This window comes from Rhizobium altiplani (assembly GCF_001542405.1).
Classification (GTDB): domain Bacteria; phylum Pseudomonadota; class Alphaproteobacteria; order Rhizobiales; family Rhizobiaceae; genus Rhizobium; species Rhizobium altiplani.
In genome coordinates this window covers 43,518-60,587 of the sequence record NZ_LNCD01000103.1, presented here as the reverse complement: position 1 = coordinate 60,587, position 17,070 = coordinate 43,518, and the positions used below count along the sequence as shown (strand labels likewise).

The window sequence follows — 17,070 nt, the reverse complement described above, 5'->3', positions numbered from 1 at the left end:
CTCCCTTTCTCGCCCCATCGCAGTGGCCGCTGCCAAAGCCGGGACCGGTTTGAGACGTGATGTCGATGCCTTTTGGGTCTACTTCGCGGCGAGTTGGAGATGCGCTGCCAGCGCGTCGGCAAACCGCTTTTTCACCGGCCCGAGCGCCTTCACGAACTCCAGCTGTTCCCCCTCCGGGCCTTTGCAATAGATCAGTTCCCATCCGTCTGATGGCGCGACGGTCACCTTGTTGGTGTTAGCACTCAAAGGAGCCGCCTTTCGCTCCTCTTCAGTCGAAACGCGAATGATGCGATTTGCTCGTACCTGCGTCATTCCGCGTCGTGCGGACTCCGCCTCGAGATCGGCGATGAACTGGTTGAAGTCGACATCGTCTCCGACATGGAAGCAGATGTGCATCATTCGCGGGAAGGCCGGGCTCATGTGCTCCAGCGGTTCGGCGAAAGCCTTTGGGCCGCCCATCGGCTGGTCGGCATCGCGATACTGCAACAATTCGATTACGACATTATCGAACTGAATGAACCGCACGTCGAGGCGTTGGGTGCCTCCTCTGAGATCGGGAACGCCGATTGTCCGTGGATTTACGCCGAGTTGATTGGCGAGAATTTCCTGGTCGGCCAAAAGCGTGTTCTGGACCGCGTCGCCTTGGAAATCACCGTGGCGAAAGACTTCGGTTCCGCCGAGCACTGCCGTGTAGAACTCATAAGCGCGTTCCATGTTTTGTACGGTGAGGCCGAAATGCTGCACACCCTGGAGCCGGGCGCCTAGCGAACCCGTGGCGCGGGTTGCTGCCGGTGTTTCCTCGGCGAAGGCAGTGGCGCTACCGCCGAGGGCGGCGGCAATTCCGCCGAGCGCAACGCCTCCCGCAGCGCAAAGAACAGCTCGGCGATCCGGGTCGTCCGGTTGGATGGAAGTCTTTTGCGTGCGCGACATCGTTAGCTCCCGTGGTTCGTTGGGGTGATTGCGAAAATTCTAACGTGGATGCGCTTGCGAGGCTGGTTAAGATCGGGGAAATTCGGTGAACCGAGCAGCAATCCCGTCAGTACGATATCGACGCCTGTGGGCGGACTGCGGTCTCCGAGAGCGGCACCAACCAAAGGCTCATATGGGTATGGACAGGACGACGGGGCGAACCAGACGGATTGCAATCGTGTTGGGTGCAGGCGTGGGTATGTATTTCAGCATCGGGATCGTGCTGATCTATGGCTTTAGCGTTTTCATTGTACCGATCACCGCGGATACTCAGTGGGATCGGACAGTGGTGGCCGCCGTGGTCGCCCCGATAGCCATCGTAAACGGTCTCATGTCGCCCGTCGTGGGGGCACTAACGGATCGGTTCGGTCCACGTCGGGTGCTTATTGTTTCATCCGTGTCGATGGCGATCGGCCTGGTTGGTGTGGGAATCGCGCCAAATAGCCTGGAGACATTCATCGTGGCCGTCGTTGTGGCGAGCCTCATGGGCGCCGCGCAGACCGGCGTGCCCTATACCTATATGATCGTCGGATGGTTCTCCTCACGACGCGGTCTCGCATTGGGTGCCATGCTTGCCTTCGTTGGACTTGGGATCGCCACGGTTCCTCCCTTCCTCGCATTCCTGATTTCCGTGTGGGGCTGGCGCTTTGCCTTTGTGGCTGCTGGTCTGGTGTCCATGGCGGCTACGCTACCCGTCGCGCTTTTCGTTGTTCGCGACCCACCTGCACGTCGGGAGGTCGTGGGTTCAGGGGGCGAGGGCCACACTGTTCGCCAGGCGGTGGAAACCGCCAGCTTCTGGCTGATGCTGGCCGCCTTCTTTTTCAATTACTTCGCTGCTGCGGCCGGATCGATTTCACTCCCTGTCGTTTTGGCGGATCGCGGCGCCGATCCGGCGAATGCAGCTTTTGTCATGAGCCTTGTGGGCCTCGCTTTCATCGCCATGCGCCTCGGCTACGGGGCGTTACTCGACAGATTGCCGCCGGTGCCATTGACCAGCCTGGCCTTTTTGTCACCCGCTGTCGGTCACCTCATTTTACTGAGCTCGGAGGGTCTCATCCCAGTCTATGTCAGCGCCGTCTTTTTCGGCCTTGCCACCGGAGCGGAAGGTGACGCGATCGGTTACCTTCTGGCCAAGCGCTTCGGAATGCGCAGCTTCGGTAAGCTCTTCGGCATCAACTACATGGCTTTGACGTTTGGCGCCGGCCTCGGACCGGCCTCGTTGCATATCATGGCGGCCGAAGGCACCCACTACCTCGAGGCCTTCACGATCTTTGCCGTCATTGCGGCGATCGCTCCCGTGCTTCTGATCCTGGATGGTCGTACGCGATCGCTTACTGCTCGGGAGCAGACTGAGTACGCTTTCCGCGCCGAGTGACGGAGACGGCGGCCGCGCGCCCCTTGCCGACGTCCAAAACATTGAGGAGCTCGCGAGCTCTAATAAGATCACGGGTTGCGAACCCGTCGTTGAAGCGCCCGTAGACGGGCGCCAAAACTTCCGCAGCCTTGACGTCTTGATCAGTCTGAAGCCAGTGCTCGGCCAGAGCCGTCGCCGCGCGCAACTCCCATGACAGTGCGCCCTGCCGACGTGCCAGATCGATTGCTTGCATGTAAAGTGCCTCGGCGGGTTTGTCGGCCCGGTGGTCGCCCTTCTTGCCCAACAAATCCGCCTTTATGCGCAACAGTTCAGGCATGCACCAAATTTCGCCGGTCGAAGCCGAAAGTGCGAGGGCCTCGTCGATTGCCACGCGCCCCGCTTCGACGTCTCCATATTTTCCCAGATCTGCAGCATAGACGCCGATGTAGAATGGGCACCGCATGCGGAAGTCCACAGCGAGAAGCTCATCAAGCGCGCCTCTCAAGACTGCCAGTCCAGATGCGTCGCCGCTCTGCAGAAGCCACTCCGCGCGCAAGCAGCGGCCCATGGCACTCCAAACCGTCATGGCGTGTTCGGCGACATGAGCTTCGATGGCGACAAGCAGGCGCTCAGCGGCAACAACGTCTCCCGTCAGCAGTGCGATCGGGCAGGCAGTATGGACCACGGCATTGCAGAGCGCGAGGGCATGTTGCGCGGCGCGCGCTTCTTCCAATTGACGCTGTGCCATCGCAACCGCCTTGTCGGGATACCCCTGTAGCCAGGTAACGTTTGCAAGGGTGCCCCGCGCCGCAGATCGCGGGTCCAATTGAAACCGCGCAGTGTCCGAGCGAGTCACGGGAGGAATGTATCTGCCTATCATGCGTTCAAGGTGATGCTGTGCATCGGCAAGCTCGCCGAGGTAACGCAGGGCAGTTCCCGTCTGCCTGTCGACATTATTGCGTGCGTCGAGGTCGCCGCGATCGGTTGCCAGCTCTCGGATTTTTTCCGCCATCGCCAAGGCGGCGCGATGGTCGCCCGTCCATGTGAAATAGTCGCACAACCCCCAGAGACATCTGAGCTTGTAGTCGGTGTCGCCGAGCGAGTCGGCGCAACCGAGTGCTGCCGTCCAGGCTGCCTTGACCTCGGGGAGGGGGCCCCGCGTATGAAGTAGCGCGGTTCCATAGGCAAATTGCAGCTTCATTTCGTCCCCCGCATTGCGGCAATTGGCAAAGCGACTGCCAAGAGAGTGTTCCGCCCCCGCGCGACACTCCTCCATGAGCGATAGATGCTCCCAGAAGGGAAGAGCCGCTACCGTGAGCGCTACGCCGATGGCACCGCTGCGGTTCCCGGAGAACGCCCAACCCAAAGCACTGCGGATATCATCCATCTTCCGCCCGTACTCGGCGAGCCAGTCGGCGGTCGGCCGAATTTTCCATTCGGCCTCGGCGCGTTTGGCGAGTTCGAGGAGGTGTTCGGCGTGGCGTTGACGCATGCTGTCGCTTTCGCCGCTTTCGGCAAGTTTCTGCAACGCATATCTGCGTGTCGTATCGAGCAATCTGTACTGCGTCCCGAACTCTCCCCTCTCCGTCGAGACCAGCGACTTCGCAACGAGGTTCGCGACAGCGTGAATGCATTCAGAGCGGGGGCGACCTTCGTCGACCGCAACAGCGCAAGCGGATTCGAGACTGAAGGCGCCGGCAAAGACGGAGAGGCGTCGCAACAGGACGCGCTCAGGCTCGACGAGAAGACTGTAGCTCCAGTCCAGCGTCGCAGCCAAGGTATGGTGGCGAGCATCACGGCCACGCCTATCGCTCAACATATGAGATTGATCGGAAAGAATATCGAGGAGTTCGCGTGTACTGAATGCCTCCAGTCGAGGCGCTGCAAGTTCGATCGCGAGTGCAAGCCCATCGAGCCTGCGGCAGATCTCGGCAACGATTGGTGCGTTGTCGTCGCTAAGCTTGAACTCGTTGCGACTTCCAGCCGCGCGCTCGACAAAGAGCTCGACGGCTGGGAACGCCAACGCCCCGGCCGCAGAAAGTCCCGACGTCTCCGGTGGGGTTTCGAGCGGCGGCAGGCGGTGGATCTGTTCTCCAAGAACCCGTATTGGTTCTCGGCTTGTCGCGAGAATTCGCACCCTTGCTGCAGCAGCCAGAAACGCGTCTGCGCAAGCAGCCACCGCTTCGACAACATGTTCACAATTGTCGAGGACAAGCATGAAATCCCGGTCGACCGCAAAGGCGGCGATCGCAGCTTTGATATTTGCCGAGTGAACTCTCAATCCGATTGCCGTGGCGATCGCGGTCGGTACGAGCGTTGCATCGTTCACAGTCGCCAGATCAACGAACCAGACGCCGTGCTCATAAGCCGCGGTCAGTCGGTCAGCGATCGCGAGCGCCAACCTCGTCTTGCCGACGCCACCCGGACCCACGATCGTCACGAGGCGTGAGACCTCAAGGGCACGCCCGATCGCATCTATGGCAGGATCTCTTCCCACCAGACGTGTTGCTGAAATCGGCAGGTTATGTGTCCGGGTACCACCCTGAGGCTTCGCCGTGACGGAGGCGTCACTTTGTCCGAAAGCATGCACGGGAAACACGAACTGATAACCCCTGCCGCTCACCGTCGCTATATACTGCGTGCCGTCGGGGGCATCCCCAAGCACCCGACGAAGTGCCGCAACGTTCACCTTGAGATTGCTTTCCTCGACGAAAGTATCCGGCCAGGCCCGCGACACAAGCTCAGCCTTACCCACCAGCTCGCCGGGTCGCTCAATCAGGGCCGCCAAAATTTCCAGAGCGCGGCTACCGATACGGACGGCCGTCTGATCCCGCATCAGCGACTGCCGCTCCGGTACAAGCACATATGGACCAAAGGAATAAGAAAGCACCGCTGAAGCTCCGGTGAAAATGCAAAGCTTTTCAATACGTGAACGATCGTTTCGCGAAACCGCCCCTGCGCCCGGACAATAACGGCTATCGCATGCTATTGCAGATGTAGCCGGACATCCAGACCACGATGTCGGCTATGATAGCAGGGGCCAAATGAACAACTGTGTTGCCGGGGGGATTCGTTATGATGGACAGGAGAAATAGACACTCCTTCATATCAAACCTGTCAAATTCGGATCCGCCTGTACCATTGCGACAAGCTCTAGGCCTCGTTTGTTTTCACGGGATCTGATCCTACCGCGTTGGCCTGCTGCAAATCGTCTTGGAGATCGGCGATCTTTACAGGGCAGGCGGCACCGCTATTTGAGCCGTCATTGTCTCCGGCTGGCGCACAATCTTGCTTGCCTTGCGGTCCATGCGGACAGGAAACCAATGAGGTCGCCTCTGGGCTTCGCCAACCTCGTCATCGAGGCGTACACTGCCGCACTCCCATACCACCATGTGGACTTCAGAAGGTGCTAAAGGACATGATGGTGCATTTCTGAAAACATGCTATTGATTTTTGTTAAGTGCGAAATGCAGTCATGATTTTGGGAGGAGTCATGGTAGATATATTCTCGAAACGGGACGGTCCACGCCCCGAGGACGTTCAAATCAGGCAGGTCATCGAACAAAACAGAGGCCTGATCACCAAGCTCGCTGACCATCTCAGCAACGGACGCTACTCGAATTCCAAGAAGCCGCGAGCGACCCCTCAAGCCGAGGGTCTCACAATCCACATCGGTGGAAGCCCGGCTGCGGCGCCCGAACCAGAAGCCCGCATCAGAGTAACGCCCAACGACCGGATAATCGCCGTCGACGTGCATTCAGGACGGCAACTCCTGCACTTCGGGGACATTCGGGCGACCGGGAACGCGACTGCGTTCAAGCTGGCCACCGCCGACAACAGCTACGTGGCTCCGCTTGACGACGATATCGTAGGAGTGCTTGCCGATATGGACGGAGTTACTCTCGGCGCCGCCTACAGCGCTGCCGATCTCGCCGCCGACATCGGCCGTCGCCTCAATATCGCTCCTGAAGCGTGACACGCTCGCGCCCGCCTACGTTTTATCCGACGCATCGTATCGTTACTGGGACGCGAGACCTAGATGACTCAAAACACGAATGGCGTAACTGACTTTTCTATTCCCCGCTCACCGGATGCGGGATCAAGCGCAGTCGCATTGCGCTCGGACTACGATGAGACAACCGTGACCCGAGCCTGGGAGTGCGTGCTTGAGGGAAGCCGACACTCCTCGGTTTCAACGCTCCCAATACGTTCGACGATCAACGACTCCTGGCATCGCTGCGCCGATGGCGGAATCAACGCGCAACAAGACCATGCGCCAATCGAAACAGATCGCGAGGTCGTTGAGGCGAGATCGCGTGGCAGTTGGGAATTGCTCGAAGCCGCCGCCCGTCCTTTTGCAACGATTGGTCGGATGCTCGATGGCACGGGGGCAATGCTCGTGTTGGCTGACAAGGACGGCGTCCTGATAGATGTCATCGGTGACAAAAGAACTGTTTTCGACGGAAAGGACATACATCTCGGTATCGGCGGCAAGTGGACCGAGGATGTGGTTGGGACAAACGGGATCGGGACTGCCCTCTGGACTGGCGAACCTGTTTTTGTTCACGCCGCCGAGCATTTCTGTGCCGGGATCAAAAGGTGGACTTGCGCAGGGTCTCCAATACGGGATCCCTTCGACGGCAAGGTGATAGGGGTGGTAGACCTGTCCGGACATCCCGATATCTTTCGGCCCCACAATATCGCGCTGGTCACGGCCGCAGCTCGGGAAATTGAGCGAGCAATTGCAGATTCCCAGACAGCAGAGCGAATGATGTTGTTGGAGGCGTTCCTTGCTTCTGCAAACAACTACCGTGCCAGTGACGGCTTGCTGATCGTCGATCGTCAGGGCAGGGCGATCTTCCATAACAATGTGACCCTCCCGGAGGGGCGCCGCCTCGGAAATGGGTTGCGACCGAGCAGCATGAGCTGTTGGTCGCCGGAGCTTACGGGCTCCGGCTTCCTTGATACTCTCGCGACAAGTCTTCCGGAAACAATGCGGGACTGCAATGTCTGCCCCCTGGAGCTCGATGGCGATATCCGCGGTGCCGCATTGGTATTTCAGAAGAATTCGAGGGGGCGGACCGTATCGATCAGTCGTCGTCCATCTGAACGAGCACGCGATGAAAGCTCTATTATTGTTGGCCAAAGCAAGGCAATCCGGGCCGCGATAGACATTGCCTGTCGTGCTGCGGAAACGGATGATGTCACGTCGCTGCTAATCGAAGGCGAGACCGGTGTCGGAAAGGAGCTGTTCGCCCGCCTGATCCACGCTGGCAGCGGGAAGCAGACAGGCACTCCGTTCATAGCCCTGAACTGCGGAGCCGTGACGAAGGAGCTTTTCGGTAGCGAGCTATTCGGTCATGTACCCGGAGCGTTCACAGGAGCTTCGCGCGACGGGAAGGCGGGTGTGTTCGAGCTCGCGAACGGCGGCGTTCTAAGCCTCGACGAGATCGGCGAGATGCCGCTGGACATACAACCGTTCCTACTTCGCGTGCTTGAGGAGCGCGTCATCCACCGTCTCGGCGAGAGCCGCGCGCGGCCCGTCTCCGTCCGGCTCGTGGCCTCGACCAATCGCGACCTAAAGGAAGAAGTCTCGGCCGGACGCTTCCGTCGGGACCTGTTCTACAGAGTGAGTGCGGTGACAATCCACGTGCCGCCGTTACGCGAACGTGGCGATGATTCCCTCCTGCTTCTCGAACATTTCAATCGGAAGCTGGCGGAGCGAAGAGACATCTGTCCTCTTGAGTTTACCAATGAGGCTCTGGATGCGCTGCAGGCCTATCGTTGGCCGGGCAATGTCCGCGAGTTGCGCAACCTCGTCGAACACCTGCACCTTGTAGCAAGGGATCGAGTGATTGGCCTCGGCCATCTCCCAGCCGAAATCGCGGAGGTGCCAGGTTTGATCGGTTCCGCGGCAGGAGAAGGCTCGGTCCTGAGCTTCGCCGAGGCCGAGCGCCAGGCGATTCTCAAGGCACTGGCGGCGGAGCAGGGGAACCTTAGCAAAGTGGCCACCCGGCTCGGGATTTCGCGGCCAACGCTTTACCGAAAGTTAGAGCAGTTCGGAATCAAGCGCAGCTATGCCTGACGTATGAGACATTCAGACTGCTCGCGTCCCCAGGCCATTCTGGACTATCTGGACGCGAGATTCCTCGCGCCCAGACACATTGACGAAACGATCAAACGAGATCGAAGCGGTCAGCGTTCATAACCTTCGTCCAGGCGGCGACGAAATCCTTCACAAACTTCGCCTTGCCATCGGACTGGCCGTAAACTTCCGCTATGGCACGAAGTTGCGAGTGTGAGCCAAAGATCAGGTCTACGCGGGTACCAGTCCACTTGAACGCGCCAGTTTTGCGGTCTGTGGCTTGGTAGATGCCTTTCTTGCCCGGCACTGGAGCCCATACGATGGCCATGCTTAGCAGGTTGACGAAGAAGTCGTTCGTCAGTGCTCCTGCCCTCTCCGTGAGCACCCCATGCTCGGGATTGCCGACCTTCAGCACGCGAAGACCGCCGATCAGTACCGTCATCTCGGGTGCGGTAAGCGTCAGAAGTTGAGCTCGGTCCACGAGCGCTTCTTCGGGCTGCATGAATTGACGCTTGTTGTTGTTGACGTAGTTTCGGAACGCATCAGCCCGCGGCTCCAGCGGCGCGAAGGAATGTGCGTCTGTCTGTTCCTGCGAGGCATCCGTGCGGCCCGGTGTGAACGGGACGACGACGCTTTGACCGCCAGCCTTCGCAGCCTTCTCAACTCCGACGCCACCTGCGAGGACAATGAGGTCGGCAAGCGAAATTCTCTTTGCCAATCGAGTGCCATTGAACTCATCCTTGATTGCCTCAAGTGCGCCGAGGACCTTGGAGAGTTGCTCGGGTTGATTGACCTGCCAGTATTTCTGTGGTGCGAGACGGATGCGCGCTCCATTGGCGCCGCCCCGCTTGTCCGAACCGCGGAACGTCGACGCAGATGCCCAAGCGGTGCCAACCAGTTCTTCGACAGACAGAGAAGTCGCGGCGATCTTGTCCTTCAGAGCCATGATGTCCGCGTCGTTGACAAGTTCGTGGTCGACGACCGGGACAACATCCTGCCAGATCAAGTCCTCGGCGGGCACTTCCGGTCCGAGATAGCGCGCCTTTGGTCCCATGTCGCGATGGGTCAGCTTGAACCAGGCGCGAGCAAATGCGTCGGCGAATTCGTTCGGATTTTCGAGGAAGCGTCGAGAAATCTTTTCATAAATCGGGTCAAACCGCAGTGCCAAGTCGCTAGTGAGCATGCTTGGTAGTTGCTTCTTAGACGAGTCGAACGCGTCCGGTATGGAGGCGTCGGTGGTCTTTGCCACCCACTGTTTCGCGCCACCCGGGCTTGTGCTCAGCTCCCATTCGAACCCGAATAGGTTTTCGAAGAAGTAGTTGCTCCACTTGGTCGGTGTCTGGGTCCACGTGACCTCGAGACCGCTTCCGATGGCGTCCTTGCCCATCCCGGTCTTGAACTTGCTCGACCAGCCCAAGCCCTGTGCCTCAAGCTCATCCCCTTCGGGATCAACGCCCACGAACGACGGATCACCCGCTCCATGGGTCTTGCCGAACGTGTGGCCACCAGCGATCAGTGCCACCGTTTCCTCGTCATTCATCGCCATCCGAGCGAATGTCTCGCGAATGTCTCGCGCCGAGGCGAGTGGATCCGGATTGCCGTTTGGACCTTCTGGATTGACGTAAATGAGGCCCATCTGGACCGCGCCGAGCGGTTCATCAAGCTCGCGTTCCCCACTATAACGCTCGTCGCCAAGCCAGGTGCCCTCAGGACCCCAGTACAGTTCCTCCGGCTCCCATACGTCAGCTCTGCCGCCTGCGAAGCCAAAGGTTTTGAACCCCATGGATTCGAGTGCAACGTTGCCTGTCAGGATCAGGAGATCGGCCCAGGAGATCTGGTTGCCGTATTTCTGCTTGATCGGCCAGAGCAGACGCCGAGCCTTGTCGAGATTGACGTTGTCTGGCCAACTGTTGAGCGGGGCGAACCGCTGCTGCCCCATGCCCGCACCGCCGCGGCCATCGGTAACACGATAGGTGCCTGCGCTGTGCCACGCCATGCGAATGAACAGGCCGCCATAGTGGCCGAAATCTGCGGGCCACCAGTCCTGCGAATCCGTCATCAGCGCAGTCAGGTCTTTTTTCAGCGCGGCGAGATCGAGCTTCTTGAATTCCTCGGAATAGTTGAACTCGCCCCCCATGGGGTCCGAGAGACCTGAATGATGGTGGAGAACGTGAACGTCCAGCTGGTTGGGCCACCAATCGCGGTTGGATCGAGCTCGGGGCCGGTTGCCGTGCGCGATCGGACATTTACCTGCAGTCTCGGGTTTCTGGTCCATTTCTCTTCCCTTGTCGTTTGAGATGGCTACTGTTCAGCTTTTGTAGCGGTGAGGTGAAAAAAATGGCGCACGGGCTGACCTTCCTGCTGGAGTGCCAGCGGTCGCCCGAACGCCATCAAAACTTGAGTTGCTCTATGCCCGTCCCAGTCTTTCGGCCCCGCCACCTAACGCAGGACCAGCGGTGGGATCGATCTCGTCCTCCTCAAGGTCGCCGATAAGAGTCTCGGTCGTGAGAATGAGCTTGGCGACAGACGCCGCGTTCCGAAGTGCCGTGTAGGTGACGCGTACCGGATCGATGATGCCCGCCTCGATCATGTTCTGGTAATCGCCTGTGGATGCATTGTAGCCGTGACCGCTGTTCACGCGTGTCACCTCTTCGACAACCGCTGCCGGATCAGCCCCCGCGTTGATCGCGATACGGGAGAGGGGCCGGGTGAGGACGGATTTGACGAGACGCACGCCTTCCGAGACATCACCCTTTGTTTTTTCCAACAGGTCGTCCAGAGCGGGGGCTGCTTGCGCCAGCGCCGATCCGCCGCCGGCGACCACACCTTCCTCCACAGCAGCTCGGACGGCGTGCAGCGAATCCTCGATAAGCTGTATCGTACGCTTTTGCTCCACGGGAGTGACACCGCCTGCGTAGATGACTGCGGTGCCGCCGGAGAGTTTGGCAAGTCGTTCGCGCAGCTTGTCTTGCTCAATGTTCGGTGGCGCCACATCATACTGGCGCTGGACCTGCGCTTTGCGGGCTTCGATTGCGGCTGGATCGCCTCCGCCTCGAACGACGGTCGTGTGGGTCGAACTGGTCCTGACGCGTTCTGCAGAACCAAGATCGCCGATGGTCACGTTCTCAAGCTTGCCGCCAAGATCACGTGCAATCACGCGACCGCCCGTCAGGATTGCCAGATCCTCGAGAAGAGCTTTACGCCAATGCCCGTATTCGGGCGCGTGAACTACCAGATACTTCCCTGGCTTCTCCTGGCCCAGCAATGCGACGACAGCCTCTGGAGACATATCTTCGCCAAGGATCAGAAGGGGTCGCCCAGCCTCGTTGGCGATGCGACGCGCGGCATCGAGCGATGAAGGATCCTTGATCTTGAGATCCGTCATCAAAATGAGAGGGCGCTCAAGGACAGCCTCCATTTTCTCCTGATCCGTAACCATGTGATGGGAGAGATATCCGCGATCGAACGACATCCCTTCGACAACATCCAGTGTTGTTTCAGTCGTGACGCTGAAATCCGTCGTGATGACGCCCTCGGTTCCAACACGCTCGTACGCCTCGGCCACGAGTGCGCCGAGCTTCGGATCGGTAGCGGCGATGTTTGCCACCGCCGAAAGGACGCCGTTTGCCTTGGCGGGCTTGGCCTTGTCCTTTAGGGTCACCACGATCCTCTCGACGGCAAGATCAATGCCCTTGCAGAGATCGACGGACTTGGCACCGCGCTCGTTTGCTGCGATGCCCTCCTGGACGAGCGCGTTGGCCAGCACGATCGCTGTCGTAGTGCCGTCCCCAGCGATCTCGTTCGTTTGCATGGAGACTTCGCGAACCACCTGCGCGCCCATGTTTTCGAACCGATCGGAGAGTTCAATCTCCGACGCAATGCTGACACCGTCGCGCGTGACCATTGGTGTGCCGATCGGTCGGTCGATCATAGCGTTCATGCCGCGTGGGCCGAGTGTGGGCTCCACTGCGGCGGCGAGCCGATTGACACCGCGGGCCAGTGCGCGCCGCGCCGCTGAGTTGTGTAGCATCATCTTAGACATAGATCCTCCTCTACCGCCGCGGCGGTTCCTCACTTCGGTGACTTCAGTCTTCTTGACTTTAGTTGCTGGTCGTATGCGGCTGCCCGCATCGAGCGGGCACACGCCCGACGATGAAGTCGACCAGCGTCGGTTCACCGTCGATAACTTCCATTTCCTTGTAGCGGGTCGTCTTCAACCCGCGACAGATAGCTCCGTTGAATTCCATATTGATGCGGACACTGCGCAGATTGGCCAGGTGAGAGGGGAGATCCTGCTCCTCGATTACTGCTCCGTCCCAGTTCGTGATTGCGAGATCATGGGATGAAAGAGCAGGCCAGCGCGCCAGCAATGCTTCGCGGTAACGCAGGATTGGCCCTGCCAAGTCTCCTGCATTCAATGCCCGCGCGTCCAGGTTTGCCAAGGTTGCGTTGACGATAGCGCTGTCGGTCGCGTCGGTTCCACGAAGAAACAGGATCACAGCTTCCTGTCGACGCTGGAAAGCCTTCCGGCGGAACTTCTCGCGCAGCGGCTCGAGATCAGTATTCTCCGCAAGGGAGCCGAATATCTCCGCAAAGCTCTTGCCGGAGGCGACACCCTGGTTCACCTCGTCGGCGAACATATGGTCGTGCAGGGCTATCCTGAAGTGCGGCGACCAGGACAGTGCTTCGAGCGCCACCCGTATGTCCTCCAGCATCAGGAAAGCGAAGTTCGGAGAGCACCAGTATGTCGGCAGTCTGAAATCGACTTCGACATCACCGTTGTATGCGATCTCGGCCCGTTCGATGAATCCCATTTCGGTGACGGGTTCGTCCAGCTCCGGGTCGTTAACCTGTGCCAGGTGTCGCCAGAGTTCCCCCTGGCGACTTTCTCTCAATTGGGAGGCTGTCATCGTACTACTCCGCGGCAACGCTGAACGGAGTCGCTGCCAGTGCCTTCTTCTTGGCGGCGATGTCGATGTCGTAGAGACGAGCTGCGTTCAGACCGAGGATCTTTTCCTTGATCTCCGGTGTGAGGTCGACGCCACGCTCCTGCTTGATGTCTTCCGGTAGTTCGAATGCCCAGAACTTCTCAACGAGCCAGCGTGGCGTCCAGATGGCGTAGTCGGAACCAAAGAGGATCTTCTCCGGGCCGACCCAGAACAGCAGCTCCGAAATGACCTCGGCAAAGTACCGCGGGCGGGAGTGGATGAAGGGCAGGGCGACGGCAAGGCCACCGTAGACGTTCGTTTCCTGCACTGCGATCCAGCAGAAGTCGTCGAGGCGTGGCAGACCGCAGTGTTCGACGATCCAGTTCAGCCCCTGGAAGTCGGTTGCCGCGTAGTCGACGTCGTGTACGTCGAAGGAGTCCTTGTTCAACGGGATAATGGTCGGACCCTTGTGAACGTGGATGTTCTTGATACCAAGCTTCTCGCAGAGCTCGAAACAGCGATACGCGTCGGGATCGTTGAGTCTCCAGCCCTTGGAGGCACCGTTCCACTCGGCCGTGTACATCTTCACGCCTTGAATGTTGTAGGTTTCCTTCATGAAGTGGATATATTCGAGCGCCTTCTCGCCGTCGCGAGGGTCGAAGGATCCGTTCACGATGAAGCGTTCGGGATAGCGCTTGGCGACTTCGATGTTGCGCTCGATCGTGTTGAAGCCGTTCTTGTAGAAGTCCTTCAGGTACGTGGACTGGATGATTGCGACATCGTCCGGCCCGTCGATGAAAAGGTCATTATAGAAATCGTCGGCGCTGTACTTCTCGAACTTGCTCTTCTCCCAAAGCAGTTCCTTGGGGCTGAGCGCCGTGTGATATCCATAGAAACATTCGATAAACTGCTTGCCATGGATGTTTCGCTGATTTTCCGGGCTGCCGTCCCAAAAGTGGGTGTGGCCATCGACGACGAAAATCTCTTTGCCTTCGGGTGTGACGAACATTTTGCTCTCCTCCAAAAAATCTTTCTGCTCCAGGTGGCGCGCCTAGATTGGCGCGCCACCCCGAAATCGGTCCGGCCTCAGATGTAGTCGAAGACCTCATCCATGTTGCCGAACAGGATCACCTCGTTGTCATCGATGCGAACCATGCGGCCGTAGTGGGTGGAGGTATTCACCTCGAAGATCTCGGCCGTCATCTCGCGCCCGAGGTATTCGCTGATCTCGTCCATTTTGAAGATCAGCTTCCCGTTGCCATCGATCCGGATCATCGCGGGCTGATAGGTAACGATCACCCCTGGCTTCTTGCTCATGAACTCGGCGATAGCTCGCGCCTCGACTGAGTCATTCATGGTGACACCACACTGGTGGGAGATCGTCTGCTCGAAGGTGATGTCCTTCATCGACTTGAAGATGTTGTCGTGCGACGTATCGCGTGCAACGCTTGACATATGTGAGCCTCCTTGGCCTAGCGCTTGAGATCGAGTTCGCTGAGAATGGTACCGATGCGTTCCTGCGACTTGGCCTGGACGTCGGCGAACGATATCGGTTTGGAGTGGGGCATCGACCAGATTGGCTGCAGCCCCGCCGCCGCCTTGTCAGCGAGCGCTCCGTGCTTCGAAATCCAGGACTGGAAGACCTTCCTGTTGGCGTCGCCGTGGATGTTGTCGTTGGCGAGCAGGTAGACAAGGTCGATGGTGTTCGCGAGATTTCGCTCGTAGTCGGCCTCGGCGGCCGAAACGACTGGCGGCGTGATGAAGTCGTGGTTGGCTGCCGCGGCCTGCATCAGGAAACCGGACCGGAAGAGTTCGCCGACCAGAGGCTCGAACACGAGGTTGATCGCGAAATACTGCTCGAGATAGTCCTCCGTGCCCATGATGGTCTCTACGGCCCGGCGGGTCGGCTGCCAGATCGGGTCTTCAAGCCAGGTCTTCTTGCCGAGCTCGTCGTCCCAGCCCTGAATGTCCATGCCAATTTCGGCAAGGTAGAGCGTTATGTCCTGGGCCAGGCGGAGTTTGTACGACGAGTTGGTCAGCGTCGCATTGTTGATCATCTGGGTGTAGCCGTATCGCTGGGCCTGCATCAGGGACGTGCCCAGGCCGAACTCCACATGCTTCCAGGCGCCAAGATGAGCCTGCAGGATCTTGACCCAGGCCTTGTCGAAAGTCGCTGGCGCGCCAGCCCGCCGAGCGTTCGTGATTACGCTCTGCACCATCGTCTCGATCTTCGACTGGCGCTGGTAGTGCGTCCTCTCCCATTCCTGGTCAGGTGCGCGGAACGCGTGCCAGTTGGAGCTCTTGATGACGGTGTTGTCCTTGACGTAGGCGCCTTGGCCGTTCGCGAAGGAAATGATCCAGTTCTGGATCAGGTATCGCTCCGGATCCGGTTGGACGTCGACGGTGACATCCTCATAATGGGTCGCGCGTTGACCCTTGGGTTCGAAGTAGCGGTATCTGCGGCTGTCGGAATCCGCGAATATTGCCGCTCCTGCTGCTCCTGATCCGACTGAACTCGAAATTGCAGGCATAGTTCTCACTCCCTTGTTTCGATGGATGGTGCTGTCCGGTCTTCGTCCAGCTCTAGTGTCCCGGAGCTCCTCCGGACGAAGTCGTGAATTTGTCGAAGAAGATGCGTTCGCTCTCGAAGCCGTTCATGAACAGAACCGGCTGCAGCGCATCGATCATCGGTGGAGGGCCGCACGCATAGACGTCACCCTGGCCGTCGATGCCTAGCTCCTTCAGCTTGGAGTCGACCGCCTCGTGGACGAACCCGCGCTCTCCAGACCAGTCGCTGTCTTCACCCGCATGCGACAGCACCGGGATGAATGTCACCTCCGGGTGGCGGGCAACGAGTTCGGCGATGCGATCGAGATGGAAGAGATCATCGGCGGTTCTAGCCCCATAGAAGAAGTAGACAGGGCGCGACTCGACGCTCAGCAAGTGGTCGTTGAGGATCGACCAAACCGGAGACATACCTGAACCCGCGCCCACCAGGACTAGGGGGCCTCCTCGGCCTTCTCGTCGGAAGCAGGTGCCGTAAGGTCCGACAACGGTGACTTCGGCACCGACCCGGATTCCTCCAGAGTCGAGTTCGCCGGAGAATTTTCCCTCAGGATACTTTTTGATGATGAAAGAGAGTTTTTGGGTTTCGCTCGGCGAATTTGCCATGGAGAACGAGCGTGTAATCGTCTCCCCTTTTTCCGTGGTGACCGTGATGTCGACATATTGCCCCGCCCAGAACTTCATCGGGGATCCGAGTTCGATCTCAATGCCTCTGATATCGTGGGTGAGCTTCTCGAAGCCCGTGATCCGCCCGCTGTAGGACTTCACGGCGATCGATTTCGACAATACTTCCTCGTCGTAGTTGAGAAGCTCCACTTCCATGTCGGAATAGGCGATGGAGCGACACAGCAATATGTGGCCTGTATCCTTCTCCATGTCATTGAGGGCGAAGGTTGAATACTTGAGCATGTCGACTTCGCCGTCGAGCAACACACATTTGCAGGCAGAACATTGTCCTTCCTTGCACCCGTGAGGCAGGGCGATTCCCTGGCGGAACGCGGCATTGAGAACTGTTTCGCCGTCCTCCACCTCGAATTCGACGCCGACAGGCTCCAGCCTCACCTTATGCGCCATGGCATGCACTTTCTGAGCGTCAGCCATTTCGATAGTCCTCCAAACTTCTGCCGACTCCCCGAAGGCAGCGGCGTCTTCCCGAAATGAGGAGGCCG

General features: G+C 59.0%; 12 protein-coding genes. 3 read left to right on the top strand and 9 right to left on the bottom strand.

The genetic code is table 11. From position 1 onward, the window contains the following. Nucleotides 1–78: 78 nt before the first annotated feature. A complete protein-coding gene (locus AS026_RS24425; protein ID WP_062372246.1) occupies nt 79–930 on the bottom strand; it encodes a VOC family protein in 852 nt (283 codons plus the stop codon). Nucleotides 931–1,102: 172 nt separating this feature from the next. On the opposite strand from AS026_RS24425, the gene AS026_RS24420 reads away from it, so the two are divergent. Beyond that, a complete protein-coding gene (locus tag AS026_RS24420; protein ID WP_245307618.1) occupies nt 1,103–2,344 on the top strand; it encodes an MFS transporter in 1,242 nt (413 codons plus the stop codon). Here AS026_RS24420 and AS026_RS24415 read toward each other — a convergent pair. Beyond that, entirely contained in the window at nt 2,301–5,213 is a 2,913-nt protein-coding gene (locus AS026_RS24415) for an ATP-binding protein (RefSeq protein ID WP_062372238.1), read from the bottom strand. The two genes, AS026_RS24420 and AS026_RS24415, sit on opposite strands and share 44 nt — an antisense overlap. Nucleotides 5,214–5,816: 603 nt before the next feature. On the opposite strand from AS026_RS24415, the gene AS026_RS24410 reads away from it, so the two are divergent. After that, complete coding sequence (locus tag AS026_RS24410; protein WP_062372232.1) at nt 5,817–6,299, top strand: hypothetical protein; 483 nt, start codon at nt 5,817–5,819, stop codon at nt 6,297–6,299. Between the two features lie 63 nt (nt 6,300–6,362). Continuing rightward, nucleotides 6,363–8,408: a sigma-54-dependent Fis family transcriptional regulator gene (locus tag AS026_RS24405; RefSeq protein WP_082728594.1), complete on the top strand. Its 2,046-nt coding sequence runs from the start codon at nt 6,363–6,365 to the stop codon at nt 8,406–8,408. 91 nt (nt 8,409–8,499) lie between these two features. Here AS026_RS24405 and katG read toward each other — a convergent pair whose 3' ends face one another. The 7 genes from katG to AS026_RS24370 all read right to left on the bottom strand — a co-directional run bounded on the left by katG (nt 8,500) and on the right by AS026_RS24370 (nt 17,002). Continuing rightward, entirely contained in the window at nt 8,500–10,683 is a 2,184-nt protein-coding gene (katG, locus tag AS026_RS24400; RefSeq protein WP_062372229.1) for a catalase/peroxidase HPI, read from the bottom strand. 132 nt (nt 10,684–10,815) lie between these two features. Further along, the gene (gene groEL, locus AS026_RS24395) at nt 10,816–12,450 is read right to left on the bottom strand and encodes a molecular chaperone GroEL (protein WP_062372226.1); all 1,635 of its coding nucleotides are present in this window, start codon (nt 12,448–12,450) and stop codon (nt 10,816–10,818) included. A gap of 58 nt (nt 12,451–12,508) precedes the next feature. Next, nucleotides 12,509–13,318, bottom strand: coding sequence for an iron-sulfur cluster assembly protein (locus tag AS026_RS24390; protein WP_062372224.1), 810 nt, complete (start codon nt 13,316–13,318; stop codon nt 12,509–12,511). 4 nt (nt 13,319–13,322) lie between these two features. After that, nucleotides 13,323–14,345: an amidohydrolase family protein gene (locus AS026_RS24385; RefSeq protein ID WP_062372219.1), complete on the bottom strand. Its 1,023-nt coding sequence runs from the start codon at nt 14,343–14,345 to the stop codon at nt 13,323–13,325. 77 nt (nt 14,346–14,422) lie between these two features. Then, nucleotides 14,423–14,791, bottom strand: a complete 369-nt coding sequence (locus tag AS026_RS24380; RefSeq protein ID WP_062372216.1) for an MmoB/DmpM family protein — start codon at nt 14,789–14,791, stop codon at nt 14,423–14,425. Between the two features lie 17 nt (nt 14,792–14,808). After that, on the bottom strand, nt 14,809–15,867 hold the full coding sequence (locus AS026_RS24375) for an aromatic/alkene monooxygenase hydroxylase subunit beta (RefSeq protein WP_062372211.1): 1,059 nt from the start codon (nt 15,865–15,867) through the stop codon (nt 14,809–14,811). Between the two features lie 52 nt (nt 15,868–15,919). Then, nucleotides 15,920–17,002, bottom strand: a complete 1,083-nt coding sequence (locus AS026_RS24370; RefSeq protein WP_062372208.1) for an NADH:ubiquinone reductase (Na(+)-transporting) subunit F — start codon at nt 17,000–17,002, stop codon at nt 15,920–15,922. Nucleotides 17,003–17,070: the final 68 nt, after the last annotated feature.

Bases quoted from the DNA above. Each gene is read 5' to 3' on its own strand.
- AS026_RS24425 (WP_062372246.1), bottom strand. From the start codon at position 930: ATGTCGCGCACGCAAAAGACTTCCATCCAACCGGACGACCCGGATCGC.
- AS026_RS24420 (WP_245307618.1), top strand. From the start codon at position 1,103: ATGGGTATGGACAGGACGACGGGGCGAACCAGACGGATTGCAATCGTG.
- AS026_RS24410 (WP_062372232.1), top strand. From the start codon at position 5,817: ATGGTAGATATATTCTCGAAACGGGACGGTCCACGCCCCGAGGACGTT.
- AS026_RS24405 (WP_082728594.1), top strand. From the start codon at position 6,363: ATGACTCAAAACACGAATGGCGTAACTGACTTTTCTATTCCCCGCTCA.
- katG (WP_062372229.1), bottom strand. From the start codon at position 10,683: ATGGACCAGAAACCCGAGACTGCAGGTAAATGTCCGATCGCGCACGGC.
- groEL (WP_062372226.1), bottom strand. From the start codon at position 12,450: ATGTCTAAGATGATGCTACACAACTCAGCGGCGCGGCGCGCACTGGCC.
- AS026_RS24390 (WP_062372224.1), bottom strand. From the start codon at position 13,318: ATGACAGCCTCCCAATTGAGAGAAAGTCGCCAGGGGGAACTCTGGCGA.
- AS026_RS24385 (WP_062372219.1), bottom strand. From the start codon at position 14,345: ATGTTCGTCACACCCGAAGGCAAAGAGATTTTCGTCGTCGATGGCCAC.
- AS026_RS24380 (WP_062372216.1), bottom strand. From the start codon at position 14,791: ATGTCAAGCGTTGCACGCGATACGTCGCACGACAACATCTTCAAGTCG.
- AS026_RS24375 (WP_062372211.1), bottom strand. From the start codon at position 15,867: ATGCCTGCAATTTCGAGTTCAGTCGGATCAGGAGCAGCAGGAGCGGCA.
- AS026_RS24370 (WP_062372208.1), bottom strand. From the start codon at position 17,002: ATGGCTGACGCTCAGAAAGTGCATGCCATGGCGCATAAGGTGAGGCTG.